Source organism: Brevibacterium sp. W7.2, assembly GCF_018137945.1.
GTDB lineage: Bacteria > Actinomycetota > Actinomycetes > Actinomycetales > Brevibacteriaceae > Brevibacterium > Brevibacterium sanguinis.
The window spans coordinates 1,590,521-1,603,744 of record NZ_CP073089.1 but is presented as its reverse complement, the minus strand read 5'-3'; the positions used below and the strand labels follow the sequence as shown (position 1 = coordinate 1,603,744).

Annotated in this window: 12 protein-coding genes and 1 tRNA gene; 6 read left to right on the top strand and 7 right to left on the bottom strand. The window is 68.7% G+C overall.

What is annotated here, in order from left to right:
• Positions 1–23 precede the first annotated feature (23 nt).
• On the top strand, positions 24–542 hold the full coding sequence (locus J9315_RS07155) for a hypothetical protein (RefSeq protein WP_232623621.1): 519 nt from the start codon (positions 24–26) through the stop codon (positions 540–542).
• Entirely contained in the window at positions 539–1,717 is a 1,179-nt protein-coding gene (locus J9315_RS07150; RefSeq protein ID WP_198499014.1) for a polyprenyl synthetase family protein, read from the top strand. Before J9315_RS07155 ends, J9315_RS07150 begins: the two co-directional genes overlap by 4 nt.
• 5 nt (positions 1,718–1,722) lie before the next feature.
• Here the strand turns inward: J9315_RS07150 and J9315_RS07145 are convergent, their stop codons facing one another.
• Positions 1,723–2,073: an Rv2175c family DNA-binding protein gene (locus J9315_RS07145; RefSeq protein ID WP_137826473.1), complete on the bottom strand. Its 351-nt coding sequence runs from the start codon at positions 2,071–2,073 to the stop codon at positions 1,723–1,725.
• Positions 2,074–2,201: 128 nt separating this feature from the next.
• Here J9315_RS07145 and J9315_RS07140 point away from each other — a divergent pair, with 128 nt between their 5' ends.
• A complete protein-coding gene (locus tag J9315_RS07140; RefSeq protein ID WP_232623622.1) occupies positions 2,202–3,317 on the top strand; it encodes a LysM peptidoglycan-binding domain-containing protein in 1,116 nt (371 codons plus the stop codon).
• Positions 3,314–5,533, top strand: a complete 2,220-nt coding sequence (locus tag J9315_RS07135) for a PASTA domain-containing protein (protein WP_198499015.1) — start codon at positions 3,314–3,316, stop codon at positions 5,531–5,533. The genes J9315_RS07140 and J9315_RS07135 overlap by 4 nt, the downstream gene beginning before the upstream one ends.
• A gap of 154 nt (positions 5,534–5,687) precedes the next feature.
• On the opposite strand, the gene J9315_RS07130 is transcribed toward J9315_RS07135, so the two are convergent.
• The 4 genes from J9315_RS07130 to gcvH are packed head-to-tail and all read right to left on the bottom strand — an operon-like array spanning position 5,688 to position 8,916.
• A complete protein-coding gene (locus tag J9315_RS07130) occupies positions 5,688–7,082 on the bottom strand; it encodes a 3-deoxy-7-phosphoheptulonate synthase class II (protein ID WP_198499016.1) in 1,395 nt (464 codons plus the stop codon).
• 13 nt (positions 7,083–7,095) lie between these two features.
• Entirely contained in the window at positions 7,096–7,548 is a 453-nt protein-coding gene (locus J9315_RS07125; protein WP_232623623.1) for a bifunctional nuclease family protein, read from the bottom strand.
• A 40-nt stretch (positions 7,549–7,588) separates the two neighbouring features.
• Positions 7,589–8,512, bottom strand: coding sequence for an FHA domain-containing protein (locus J9315_RS17610; protein ID WP_344258049.1), 924 nt, complete (start codon positions 8,510–8,512; stop codon positions 7,589–7,591).
• Positions 8,512–8,916 (bottom strand): glycine cleavage system protein GcvH, encoded by a 405-nt coding sequence (gene gcvH / locus J9315_RS07115; protein WP_198499018.1) that lies wholly within the window; start codon positions 8,914–8,916, stop codon positions 8,512–8,514. The genes J9315_RS17610 and gcvH overlap by 1 nt, the downstream gene beginning before the upstream one ends.
• A 232-nt stretch (positions 8,917–9,148) precedes the next feature.
• Between gcvH and J9315_RS07110 the strand changes: the two genes are divergently transcribed.
• Positions 9,149–9,222: transfer RNA gene (locus tag J9315_RS07110), tRNA-Pro, on the top strand.
• A gap of 182 nt (positions 9,223–9,404) precedes the next feature.
• Here J9315_RS07110 and J9315_RS07105 read toward each other — a convergent pair.
• A complete protein-coding gene (locus J9315_RS07105) occupies positions 9,405–10,607 on the bottom strand; it encodes an MFS transporter (protein WP_198499019.1) in 1,203 nt (400 codons plus the stop codon).
• A gap of 338 nt (positions 10,608–10,945) precedes the next feature.
• Here J9315_RS07105 and J9315_RS07100 point away from each other — a divergent pair, with 338 nt between their 5' ends.
• Positions 10,946–12,367 (top strand): sugar porter family MFS transporter, encoded by a 1,422-nt coding sequence (locus tag J9315_RS07100; protein WP_198500992.1) that lies wholly within the window; start codon positions 10,946–10,948, stop codon positions 12,365–12,367.
• 82 nt (positions 12,368–12,449) lie between these two features.
• Here the strand turns inward: J9315_RS07100 and J9315_RS07095 are convergent, their stop codons facing one another.
• A complete protein-coding gene (locus J9315_RS07095; protein WP_198499020.1) occupies positions 12,450–13,133 on the bottom strand; it encodes a VTT domain-containing protein in 684 nt (227 codons plus the stop codon).
• Between the last annotated feature and the right edge of the window lie 91 nt (positions 13,134–13,224).

The window sequence follows — 13,224 nt, the reverse complement described above, 5'->3', positions numbered from 1 at the left end:
CGGTCTGCGGGTAATCTGTGACCATGGTATCGCGCAGCACTGTCACGACGATGACGCTTGCCCTCGGCCTTGTCCTCGCCGGATGTTCGGGACCCAGCGACCCGACGTCCCAGTCGACGTCGACCCCATCGGAGTCCGCGACGCAGACCGACGCCACTGCCGCTCCCAGCGATGCGGGAACCGAGAGCCCGACCCCCACCGAGGCGGCCCCCACGCAGGCCGAGCTCCCCGACTTCATGGCCCCCTATGAGGGCGCCGAGGTGATCTCGAGTTCGCGCGCGCAGGCGGAGTCCGGCACGCTCGACCAGGTGAGCATCGTCATGCGGGCGGAGGCCGAACCCGACGACATCGTCAAGTCCTACACCGAGAAGCTGGAGCAGGCCGGGTTCGAGACGTTCGGCGACGGGTCGCTGACGAAGGCAGCCCAGGTCGTGAACTTCCGTCACAAGGACAACGACGGCATGCTCGTCCTCACCGTCAGCGACGACCCCGCCGACCCGAAGGCCTCGATCGTGTCGCTCGGCGGGACCATCGCTCCGTGACCTCGCCCGACCGCGTCGAGTCCCTCGACGCTCCCGCGGACATCGCCGCCGAGGTGGCGGCCGGCATCTCCTCCTTCCTCACCGCGAAGGCGGCTGAGTTCGAGGCGATCTCGCCCGATACGGCGGAGATCGGCACCGCGCTCATAGACTTCACCCGGGGCGGCAAGCGGATCCGCCCGGTCCTCCTGTGGTGGGGCTATCAGCTCGCCACCGGAGGCGGGCGCCGTCTCGGTGACGGGACGGACACCACGCGTTCGGCACTCGCCGAGGCGGCCGCCTCCCTCGAGCTCCTCCACGCCGCGGCCCTCATCCACGACGATGTCATCGACCACTCGGACACCCGGCGCGGCGAGCCGGCCCTCCACCGCCGCTTCGAGTCCCTCCACGCGGCGCTGGGCTATCAGGGCGAGGCGGAGCCGTTCGGGGTCGCCGCGGCGATCGTCATCGGCGACATCTGCCTGGCCCTGAGCGAGGAGATCTACGAGACCGCGTGCGACGCCCTCTCCGGGTCGGTCACGGCGCAGGCTCTGCGCGCGCAGATGCGCCGGGACGTCATGGTCGGACAGTTCCTCGACGTCCGCGCCGAGGTGATCCCCCTCGACGATGACCGCATCAGCGAACGGGCGTGGGAGGTGCTGAGCTTCAAGTCGGCGAAGTACTCCGTCGAACAGCCGCTCCTCCTCGGCGCGGCTCTCGGCGGGGCGAGCGACGAGCAGCTCGCCGCGCTCTCCCGCTTCGGCCTGCCGCTGGGACAGGCGTTCCAGCTGCGCGACGACGTCCTCGGCATCTTCGGCGACCCGGCAGCGACCGGCAAGCCCGCCGGCGACGACATCCGTGAGGGCAAGCGCACCGTGCTCATCGCCGAGAGCCTGCGCAGGATGCCCGCCGAACGGCGGGAGATCCTCGCCGCGCGCCTCGGGGTCGGCGACCTCAGCGACGCCGAGGTGGCCGAGACCGTGACGATGCTCGCCGAGGCGGGCGGACTCGCCGCCGTCGAGGAGCTCATCGCGATCAAGCACGGGGAGGCGCTGAGCGAGCTGCGCCGGTGGTCCGACGATGGGCAGGCGCTCGACGCCGCAGGGTCAACCGGTGCCGGGACGGCGTTCCGCCTCGGCGAGGGTGCCGTCGAACGGCTCGAGGACTTCGCGACGAAGCTGAGCTATCGGCAGCGCTGAGGCAGTCAGAACGCGAGCGCCTGGGCGCGGCGGCGGACTTCCTTGCGGTTGCCGGCGCGGAGCAGGTCGATCGGGCGTCCCGGCAGGGAGTCGTCGGGGGTGAAGAGCCATTTGATCGACTCCTCGGCGTCGAAACCGGCGTCCTTGAGAGTGCTCAGCGTGCCCTTGAGCGGGGTGAGCACCGCGCCGTCGACGAAGAACGCGGACGGCACCCGCAGCACCTTGGGGTCGCCGTGCTTGTACCCGCAGATCGCGCCGTCTTCGAGGAGTCTGCGCACCTGGGAGATGCCGAGACCGGTTGATTCCGCGATGTCCGGCAGGGTTTCCCAGTCCTGGACGAGTTCTTCCGTATTCACCCCTCAAGCCTAGCAAAATCGGGAAGAAACACGCCGCCATGCGGGCGGCAATCCCGGGTCCGGAGCGGGGTACTCGATACGCTGGTGGTTGAAACTTCCCCAGAGAAATGAAGCCGAACAGGTGACAGATGACTAGCACGCGACGGAAATCGCAGATTCCCATCACCGCCGCCCCTGACATCCGTGCTGCCTCACGCGTGAGTTCGACCGGCCCGATCCCCCGCCCTGCGGGAGCGGATGCCGACACCGCCGAGGCGGCCCCGACGCCTGCCCCGGAAGCGCCGTCCCAGCGGGGTGCGTCCCAGACGGGCACCGCAGCACAGGCTTCGACAGCGCCGACTTCGGGACCGCAGTGGACCGCGGGCACGCAGAGCGAGACCGTGCCCGTCACCCACGGCGGTCGCACCTACAAGGTCAAGCAGGGCGACACGCTCTACGCGGTCGCGAGCCGTCACGGCGTCTCCGTGCCCGCCCTGGCCGACCTCAACCGGATCTCGCCGCGGCAGAATCTCAGCCAAGGGCAGGTCCTCTCCCTGCCGGAGAAGAACGAACTGCCCGACACCGACCCGTCCCACGTCGTCACCCCGGGCGAGACGCTTGCCGGGATCGCCGCGACCCACGGGATCTCCCCGGGCACGCTGCGCCGCGCGAACGCGATGAGCGATGACTCGCTCATCCGCGTCGGCGAACTGCTCCTCCTGCGCGACGGCGCAGCGCGTCCGCGCCGCCACGCACCGGACGTCCCCAAGGCGCTGCCGCAGGTCGCCGGTGCCGAGGGCATCCGCCCGAGCGTCGTCCATGCCGCCCGCCTCAACAAGGCCACTCTGCTCGCCCGCACCCATCCGACCCCGGAGCAGGCGCGGTTCCTCGTCGCGCAGATCGCCGAGGAGCTCGGCGCCGACCCGGCCCTCATGCAGTCCGTCGCCGCCCAGGAGTCCGGTTTCCAGCACGCCACGGTCTCGGCCGGGAACGCGATCGGGATCATGCAGGTCACGCCCCGCTCCGGCCGGTGGGCCAGCGACATCGTCGGACGCAGCCTCGACCTGCTCGACATCGCCGACAACATCGTCGCGGGAACCGTCATCCTCGGCTGGCTCGTCGAGACCGCCGAATCCGAGACCGAAGCACTCGCCGGCTACTACCAGGACCTGCGGACGGTGCGCGAGGACGGACTGCTGCCGGAGACGAAGGCCTTCGTCCGCGCCGTGCAGATGCAGCGGGGCCGCTGGGAGGAGGCACGATGAACGCGCTGCCCGATCCGCTCATCGGCGTGGTCCTCAACGACCGCTACCGGATCGACGCGAAGATCGCCCGCGGCGGCATGGCGATGGTCTACCGCGGAACCGACCTGCGCCTCGACCGCGAGATCGCGATCAAGGTCATGCACGAGCACCTCATCTCCGATGAGACGTTCGTCGAGCGGTTCCGCCGGGAGGCGATCAACGCCGGTCGCCTCACCCACCCCAACCTCGTGGCCATCCACGATCAGTCACGCGACGGCGACATCGTCTACCTCGTCATGGAGCACCTGCCCTCGGTGACGCTGCGCCGGGAGCTCAAGCACCGCGGATCGTTCACCCCGCGGCAGGCGATCGTCGTCCTCGACGCGATCCTCGCCGCCCTCGAGGCGGTCCACTCCACGGGCATCATCCACCGCGACCTCAAACCCGACAACGTCCTGCTCGGCACCGACGGCCAGGTCAAGCTCGCCGATTTCGGGCTCGCCCGCGCCGTCACCTCGGCGACGACGACGAAGACCCTCATCGGCACCGTCGGCTACGTCGCCCCCGAGCTCGTCACCCGCGCCGGTGCCGACGCCCGCACCGACCTCTACACCGTCGGCATCATGTTCTACGAGATGCTCACCGGGACGCAGCCCTACACCGACGACGTGCCCATCCAGGTCGCCTACCGGCACGTCCACGACACGGTGCCGCCGCCGTCGGAACGGGTGCCGGGGCTGAGCCCCCGCCTCGACGCCCTCGTCCTCTGGGCGACGTCGAAGGACCCCGACGACCGGCCCGCGGATGCCGCTGAGTTCCGCAGCGCCCTCGCCGAGGCACGAGCCCACATGAGCGATGCCGAGCTCGATTTCGGTGACCCCGAGGCGGTCGCCGGGGAGCACTCCCCCGCCCTGACCGCGAGCATCGACCTCGGCTCGGATGTGCCGAAGGAGAAGAAGTCCCGCACCGACGAGATCCCCTACCTCGAAGACGACGAAGCCGACGAGGCCGCCGAAGAGGAGACACCCGACGAGGCGAGGGCCGGATTCGACGAGACCGCGAACCGACGCACTGCCGTCGGTGCCGGAGTCGCAGCCGGTGCCGTCGCCGCATCCGGCAGCGCAGGATCGGCCGGTGCCGGCGGTACCGCCACCGCACTGCGCGATGAATCGCCGACCGGTGGCGACGAGGCCTCCGGGGAGTCGTCCGCTGGGGACTCCTCCGATACGCCCGACCACGAGACTTCCGACGCCGACACCCCTGACCGCGACGCTGAGTCGACGGCGGCTCCTGTCCGCACGTCGAAGACGAAGAAGTCGAAGACCGGCGCGAGAACTGCGGTCGCCGCTGTGGCCGGATCCGGGTCCGGCACCGGCACCGCGTCTGCGCAGGCCGATCCGTCCGGGGGCGACGCGGACGAGGCGGGTGCCCCCGTCACGGCGGCGGCCGCCTCGACGGATCCGAAGCGCCGCAGGCGCCGTCGCCTGGCCACGACCCTCGTCGCCGTCGCAGCGGTCATCGTCCTCGTGGCCTGGCTCGTCATCGCCAACCTGCCGACCCCGACGTCGATCGTTCCCGGTCAGCTAGCCGGCAAACCCGTCGCCGAGGCGACCGCAGCCGTCGAGGACAGCGGGCTGACGACGGAGCGGCAGGAGGTCTTCGACGACCAGGTCCCGGCCGGCACCGTCGTCGGGTCCGAACCGGTCGGAGGCACGGAGCTCTCCCCCGAATCGACGGTGACGCTCGTCGTCTCGAAAGGCGTGGAGATGTTCGCGGTCCCCGAACTCGTCGGCCAGACCGGCGATGAGGCGAAGTCGGCGCTCGAGGACACCGGCCTCGCCGTCGGCGACGTCAGCGAGGAGTACAGCGACTCGGTCGACAAGGGGCGCGTCATCAGCGCCTCGGAGGACCAGGGCAAGGAGCTCACGCACGACACGGCCGTCGACCTCGTCGTCTCGAAGGGCCCCGAACCGATCGCCGTGCCCAACGTCGAGGGCCTGTCTTACGATGCGGCCTTCGCCACGCTGACGAAGCGCGGATTCCGCGTCGGCAAGGAAGAGGTCTTCTCCGACACCGTCCCCAAGGGCGACGTCGTCTTCCAGTGGCCCAAGAGCACCGAGGCGAAACCGTACAACTCCCTCGTCATCGTCCGCGTCTCGAAGGGCAAGGAGGAGAAGCCCGCCGACGAGAACAAGGACGAGAAGCCGCAGGACGAAGCCGACAAGGACGGCAAGTGACCGAAGCCCTGGCACAGCTCACGGGCTGATCCGGCGGCGACACAACAAGGGCGCCCCTCGCAGATGGTGATTGCGAGGGGCGCCCTTGTGTCCCGCAACCTGAGGTTGGGACGGGCCCGCGTCGGCTGGGCCCCGCGGTCGAGACCGCGCGGACTCAGCCCCGGCGCGTGAGGTACTCCGCGACCTGGAACGCCATCTCGAGCGACTGGTCGTGGTTGAGGCGCGGGTCGACGAGCGTCTCGTAGCGGCGGCGCAGGCCTTCGTCGTCGATCTCCGTCGCCCCGCCCATGATCTCGGTGACGTCGTCACCGGTGAGTTCGATGTGGAGACCGCCGGGGACCGTGCCGGCTTCCTGGTGAGCGGCGAAGAAGCCCTCGACCTCGGCCATGACGTCTTCGAAGCGCCGGGTCTTGTATCCCGTGCTCGAGGTGATCGTGTTCCCGTGCATCGGGTCGCTGACCCAGGTGACGTGCGGCAGCTGGTCGCCGATGCCGGCGAGGAGCTCGGGGAGGACGTCGTTGATCTTGCCGGCGCCCATGCGGGTGACGAAGGTGAGGCGTCCGGGCTCTGCGTCGGGGTCGAGCTTCTCGGCCAGCGCCATGGCGTCGGCGGCGGTCGCCGTCGGGCCGAGCTTGACGCCGATCGGGTTCTGCACCTTCGAGAGGAAGTCGACGTGGGCGCCGTCGATCTCCCGGGTCCGCTCCCCGATCCACAGGAAGTGGCCGGAGACGTCGTAGGGCAGTCCGGTGCGCGAGTCGATGCGGGTCAGTGCCCGTTCGTACTCGAGCAGGAGCGCCTCGTGGGCGGAGTAGAACTCCGTGGTGCGCAGCGCATCGAAGTCGGCGCCGCAGGCGTCCATGAACCGGATCGCCCGATCGATCTCCCGCGCGGTCTGCTCGTAGCGCTGGTAGCCGGGGTTCGACGTGAGGAAGCCGCGATTCCATTCGTGGACGAGCCGCAGATCGGCGAAGCCGCCCTGCGTGAAGGCGCGGATGAGATTGAGCGTCGAGGAGGAGACGTGGTAGCCCTGGAGCAGGCGGTTCGGGTCGTGCCGGCGCGACTCCTCGGTGAACTCGTAGCCGTTGACGATGTCGCCGCGGAACGACGGCAGCGTGACGCCGTCGCGGGTCTCCATGTCCGCGGACCGCGGCTTGGCGAACTGTCCGGCCATGCGGCCGATCTTGACGACTGGCATCGAGCCGCCGTACGTGAGCACGGCCGCCATCTGAAGCACGGTCTGGACGCGGGCACGGATCTTGTCGGCCTGGGCACCGGCGAAGGATTCGGCGCAGTCGCCGCCGGCGAGGACGAACGCCTCACCACGGGAGGCCGCGGCGATCCGCTGCTTGAGCACGTCGGCTTCTCCGGCGAAGATGAGCGGCGGGTAGCTGCGCAGCTTCTCAAGGGAGTCTTCGAGCGCTTCGGCATCGAGATACGTCGGCTGCTGCTTCGCATCCATCGTCCGCCAGTCGTCGAGACCGCTGAGGTCGTCGGTGCCGGCTGCGGCGATGTCGGTGTGGGCGAAGACCGGATCGATATGAAGGCTCACTGCAGTTCTTTCGTTACGTTTCTTCACCGGTCTCGAAGTCCTCCGCGGAGACGTTGTCGAGGAAGTCGCGGAACTGGGCGACTTCCTCTTCGTCTGCTTCGGGAGCTTCGATGCCGGCGTCTTTGAGGAGATCGGAGTCGACGTAGACCGGGCACTCTGCCGTCAGGGCCAGGGTCACGGCGTCCGAGGGGCGCGCGGAGATCGTCTTGCCGTCCTCGGTGTGGAGTTCGGCGAGGAAGATCTGTCCGTCGCGACCGGTGATGGTCACATCGGCGAGTTCGTCGTCATGGGCGGCGAGCACGTCGAGGAGCAGAGCATGGGCCATCGGCCGCGGCGGGGTCAGGCCCCGCTGCGCGATCGAGAGCGCATTCGCTTCGATCGCACCCACCCAGATCGGCAGGTAGTAGGCGGGCTCATTGGCCTTGAGCAAAAGGATCGGTTGGTTGGCGGGCATTTCGATGCGCACACCGACAACCTCAACTTCGACGTTTGACATTATCCCCCGGTCAGGAGCGCGGGCGCTGCTGGAAGATCATTCTGAACTTCCCGATCTGCACGTCCGCGCCGTTCTGCAGTTCGATGGAGTCGATGAGCTGACGACCGACATAAGTGCCGTTGAGCGACCCGGTGTCGCGCAGGGTGAATCCGCTCGGGGTGCGAATGAACTCAGCGTGCTTGCGCGACACGGTGACGTCGTCGAGGAAGATGTCGGCGTTCGGGCTGCGGCCCACCGTGACGACATCCGTGTCGAGGAGGATCTGCGAACCGGAGTCCGGTCCCGACACAACGACGAGGAGGGCGTCGGTGTCCTGGAGTCCGTCGAGGTCCGGCACGGGGTGGATCTCACCGGTGTGCGGGTCGAGGATTCCCTGGAACGGCTGCTGACCCGAGTCGCCGGCATTCTGCGCGCCCGGATACTGCTGGCCGCCCTGGTACTGCTGACCACCCTGGTTCTGCTGGTCATAGCCCTGCTGGCCGCCGGACTGCTGGCTGTAGCCCTGCTGATCGTACGAACCCTGCTGGCCGCCCTGGTTCTGCTGGTCATAGCCCTGCTGGTCGTAACCCTGCTGAGCGTACTGACCCTGCTGGTCATAGCCCTGCGGCTGATACTGACCCTGCTGGGTGTAGTCGTCCTGCTGGCCGTATCGGCCGGGAGGCTGCTCACCTGTGGGGTGATCGGCGTGCCGGCCGTGTCCGCCGTCGCCCTGGTTCTGCTGCGGCTGGTTCTGTCCGAAGTTCGGCGCGGCAGGCGCATCCTCAACCGGCGGCTGCCCGTAGGCAGGCGTGTTGCCACGACCGTCACGGCCCTGATCCTGGTCGGCGCCATCGTTTCCGGTGCCGAAGGGGAACTTCTTCGACTGCGGAACTTCTCCGTTGTCGTACCACGGCTGCGAGGGATTCCGGCGCCCTTGGTCATTGTTCTGCGACATTATGCCTCCTCGCTCTGCACGAGCTTATGGTACTGCTCCTCGTCCAACAGGCCCATCACCTGTTCGGGATCGCTCGCCTCGACGAGGTACATCCAGCCGTCCTCATAGGGAGAGGAGTTGACGGTCTCAGGTTTGTCGGAGAGCGCCTCGTTGATCTCGGTGACGGTGCCGGACAGAGGCGCGATGAGATCGGAGACGCTCTTCGTGCTCTCCACCTCTCCGCAGGAGTCGCCCTGGGTGATCGAATCTCCGACTGCGGGCAGGTCGACATAGACGACGTCGCCCAGCTGGGACTGGGCGAAATCGGTGATACCCACACGGTAGACGACGTTGTTCTCCGTGGTGTGGACCCACTCGTGGTCCCGTGAGTATAGGTAAGAGACTGGAAAATCCAGTTCCGCCATGTCGACTCCTCCAGCTTGTCGGTGTTCCAAGCATAGCCGCCTGGAGTGCTTACATAACAATCACGAAACAGAAATGTTACTGACCCTCTGACGACAAGTCAGCAGACCCCTGTCTCTCAGGTGACTACCTGGGATGATACTAGTTTGTCGAAGGTCACGAACCGCAATTTTGGAAGTTCGGGAGCGATCGTTATAGGCTTGACCACGTTGCCCCGGCACGGGTGCTGAGCAACGGGCTATGGCGCAGCTTGGTAGCGCGCTTCACTGGGGGTGAAGAGGTCGTGGGTTCAAATCCCGCTAGCCCGACCGATCGAATGTGTCGCGACTGATGTCGCGGCACATTTTTCATTTCCTTTCGATTCCCGCAGCACCCTCGCCGCCTGGTGCGCCCTCGGTGCGCCGCCCGGTGCCCCCTCGGCGCCGTGTGCGCAGCGATGCCGGGTCCGTTCTCGGCGTCGCCGGAACCGCGAACGAGCTCTCCTGCGCGGTCAGTCCTCCCGCTGCCGCTCACCGTCGAAGCGGCCGGCGAAGACGACGGTCGCCGCCCCGATGACCACGAGCAGCCCGAGGCCCCAGCGCAGGTTGGTCGCGGTGGCGATGACCCCGACGAGCGGACTCGTCGCCATGAACCCGATGCGCATGATCCAGTTGACGAGCGTCACTCCGGCCGCCCGCCCGGCACCGGGAAGGCGCGAGGCGGCACTGAGCGCCCCGGGCACGAGCGTCGCCGAGCCGTATCCGAGCGCGGCGAGCGAGACCAGCAGCTGCACCGGCTCGACCGCGGTCGCCGCCCCGAGACCTCCGAGAGCGATGAGGACGCCGCCGAGGCGGGCGATCCGTCCCGCCCCGAACCGGCCGACGAGGACATCGCCGGTGAAGCGGCCGACGCACTGGCTGCCGATGACGATGCTGAATCCGATCCCGGCCATCGTCACCGGCAGACCCGCGATGTCGACGGCGGCGAGCGCCGCCCAGTTGTTCGCGATGTCCTCGACCGCGGTCCCGCAGACCGCGACGATCGCCAGCGGCAGCGCGGCGATGAGGATCCGGCGCTTGCGCCCGGGTCCCGGGGCCGGTGCACGGGCCGCCTCGGCGTCGTCGATGATGTGCCTGCCCCACTGCCGGCCCTCTCCCCCGATGAGCCACCGCCCGACGATGACGAGGACGAGGCAGCCGACCGCGACGAGGAGGAGATGCAGCCGGATGTCCATGCCCGCCGCCGCGGCCGCTGTGGCCAGGGCACCGCTGAGCAGACCGCCGAGGCTCCACAGCGCATGCATCGAGGAGAGGATGATCCGCGACCGGTTCTCCTGGACGCCGATACCGACGACGTTCTGTGCGACATCGACGATGGCGTCGCAGACTCCGACGAGGAAGAGGCAGCCGGCCATCATCCAGCCGCTCGTCGACCATCCGGTGAGCGCGACGAACGCGACGAGGAGGACGGTGCCGCCGACGACGACCGCGTTCGCGCCGAAGCGGCCGATGAGCCGGGCCGGCAGGATGGAGGAGGCGATGGCCCCGACGGCGAAGGAGGCGACGACGAGCCCGAACTCCCACGCGCTCAGACCCAGCCGGGTGATGAGGAGCGGGTACCACGGCAGGAGGGCGGCGAACGCGGCGCCGTTGGACGAGAAGTAGATTCCCGCTCCCGCAACGCCCGCGAATCCCGGCGTGCTCCGCTGTCCCATCGTCTCTCCCTCCCGTGCTCTCCGGACTGCTGCGCCTCGGCCTGCTGTGCCTCGGCACGCTGTCCTCCGGGACCTCGGCGGTGCCGGGCGAGTCGCTGCGGTCCGTCACCGGCCGGCACAATGGTCCCCACCCTATCGATCCTGTCCGCCCGCGATCGCGAGCCACGCGTGCGGCCAGGTCGGCGGACACGGCAGCGCGGCAGTCGCCCGTGCCCGCCGACCTGGCGTACCCTGGGTGACGCACAGCACCCGGGATGATCGGTTCCGGGCGACCGAATCACCCAAGGAGACCTCCCGTGTCCACGTCTCAGAACCCAGCCGACAACCGGCTGCACGGAATGGAGCGGGTGTCCTCCCGCATCATCGGCATCTCGATCGCCGCCGCCCTCGGCGGGTTCCTCTTCGGTTTCGACACGGCGGTCATCAACGGCGCCGTCGACGCCCTGGCCACCGACTTCGGTCTCGACGCGTTCCTCAAGGGCTTCGCCGTCTCCTCGGCGCTCATCGCCTGCGCCGTCGGTGCATGGTTTGCGGGATCGCTCGCCAACCGCTTCGGTCGCCTTCCCGTCATGGTCGTCGCCGCGATCCTCTTCTTCATCTCCGCGATCGGCTCGGGACTCGCCTTCGGCGTCACCGACCTCATCATCTGGCGCATGGTCGGCGGCCTCGGCGTCGGCGCGGCCTCCGTCATCGCTCCCGCCTACATCGCCGAGGTCTCCCCCGCCCGTGTGCGCGGACGCCTCGGATCCCTCCAGCAGCTCGCGATCGTCTCCGGCATCTTCGCCGCACTGCTGTCCAATGCGCTGCTCGCCACGGTCTCCGGTGGCGCCTCGGCCCCGTTCTGGTTCGGCATCGACACGTGGCGGTGGATGTTCATGGTCGAGGCGATCCCGGCCCTCATCTACGGTCTCTCCGCCCTCGGACTGCCGGAGTCCCCGCGCTTCCTCGTCGCCCGTGGCCGCGAGGAGGAGGCGGCGAAGGTGCTCCGCGACTTCACCGGCGTCGTCGACACCGACGCCCTCATCGACCGCATCCGCCAATCGCTCAAGCGCGAGGAGCGCGAGTCGTTCCGCGACCTCATCGGCAAGCGGTTCGGCCTCAAGCCGATCGTGTGGATCGGCATCCTGCTGTCGGTCTTCCAGCAGTTCGTCGGCATCAACGTCATCTTCTACTACTCGACGACCCTGTGGAGGTCCGTCGGCTTCGACGAGTCGAGCGCCCTGCTCACCTCCGTCATCACCTCGGTGACGAACATCGTCGTGACGATCGTCGCGATCCTCCTCGTCGACAGGGTCGGGCGCCGCAAGATGCTCCTCGCCGGCTCCCTGCTCATGGGCGTCTCACTGGCGATGATGGCGATCGCGTTCTCCTTCGCCGAACTCGTCACCGCCGCCGACGGCACGACGAGCGCCGAGCTCGGTGCCCCCTGGTCGGTCATCGCCCTCATCTCCGCGAACGTCTTCGTCGTCGGCTTCGGTGCGACGTGGGGTCCGCTGACCTGGGTCCTCCTCGGCGAGATGTTCCCCAACCGGATCCGCGCCGCCGCCCTCGCCGTCGCCGCGGCAGCGCAGTGGGTCGCGAACTTCGCGATCTCGACGACGTTCCCGATCTTCGCCGACATCAGCCTCACCTTCGCGTACGGCTTCTACGCGTTCTTCGCCGTCCTCTCCTTCTTCTTCGTGTGGTGGAAGGTTCCGGAGACGAAGGGCATCGAACTCGAGGACATGAGCGAGGACGTCTCCCCCACCCACAAGCCCTGACCCGACCGCTCTCACCTCTCGCCGTAGGCGGTCGGTGGTCACCCGCGCCGAGGCGGTCGGAGCGTCACCTGCACCGAGGCGGTCAGGCGTTGTCGTCGGAGGCGCGGGACGACCGTGCCTGCCCGGCGCGCGCCTCACCGGAGCTGCCGGAGTCACTGAAGTCGCCGACGTCACCGGCGCCGGCGGCACCGGCATCAGCATCGCCGACGTCACCAGTGTCGGCGTCGGCACCGTCGGCGTCCGCGGCATCACCGGAGTCGGCCGCGTCAGGGTCGCTGGCATAGTCCATCTGAGCAGGGTCGTCCTTGCGCTTGAGGCCGATGATGAGACCGGCGACCGCGAGCGCGAAGCACGCGACGAGTCCGACCGTCAGGCCGGGGGCGAGCGCGTAGGCCTTCGCCAGCGCCTGGAAGCCGAGGAAGCCGACGGTCGAGTAGACGAGCGCCCACGCCGAGCCGCCGATGATGAGCGCCGGAATGTATCGGCGCGCGCTCATCCCCGAGGTGCCCGCAGCGAGGTTGAGGACCGTCTGGAGCCCGACCGTGAGGAAGCTCAGCGCGATGACGGGAGAGCCGTAGCGGTTGATCATCGCCTCCGCCTTGCGGTACTTGCGTCCCGACATGAGCCGGTCGACGCGGTCAATGCGGCGGATGCCGTTGCGGGCGAGACGCCCGAGCAGGTAGGTGCCCCCGGCGCGCGCGAGGATGATGCCGAAGAGGATGAGCCACGTGACGGCGACGGGGAACGACCAGTCGAGGGGGTTCATCGGCGCTGCGCCTCACCGTTCCGGGTGCTCTTCGTGCTCACCCTTCGAGTCTACGGCATCCCAGGTTAGTCCGCCCTAACCTGGGATGCGG

What these genes read in the sequence shown, in the direction of transcription:
- J9315_RS07155 (WP_232623621.1), top strand. Translation starts at nt 24, where the DNA reads ATGGTATCGCGCAGCACTGTCACGACGATGACGCTTGCCCTCGGCCTT.
- J9315_RS07140 (WP_232623622.1), top strand. Translation starts at nt 2,202, where the DNA reads ATGACTAGCACGCGACGGAAATCGCAGATTCCCATCACCGCCGCCCCT.
- J9315_RS07135 (WP_198499015.1), top strand. Translation starts at nt 3,314, where the DNA reads ATGAACGCGCTGCCCGATCCGCTCATCGGCGTGGTCCTCAACGACCGC.
- J9315_RS17610 (WP_344258049.1), bottom strand. Translation starts at nt 8,512, where the DNA reads ATGTCGCAGAACAATGACCAAGGGCGCCGGAATCCCTCGCAGCCGTGG.
- gcvH (WP_198499018.1), bottom strand. Translation starts at nt 8,916, where the DNA reads ATGGCGGAACTGGATTTTCCAGTCTCTTACCTATACTCACGGGACCAC.
- J9315_RS07105 (WP_198499019.1), bottom strand. Translation starts at nt 10,607, where the DNA reads ATGGGACAGCGGAGCACGCCGGGATTCGCGGGCGTTGCGGGAGCGGGA.
- J9315_RS07100 (WP_198500992.1), top strand. Translation starts at nt 10,946, where the DNA reads ATGGAGCGGGTGTCCTCCCGCATCATCGGCATCTCGATCGCCGCCGCC.
- J9315_RS07095 (WP_198499020.1), bottom strand. Translation starts at nt 13,133, where the DNA reads ATGAACCCCCTCGACTGGTCGTTCCCCGTCGCCGTCACGTGGCTCATC.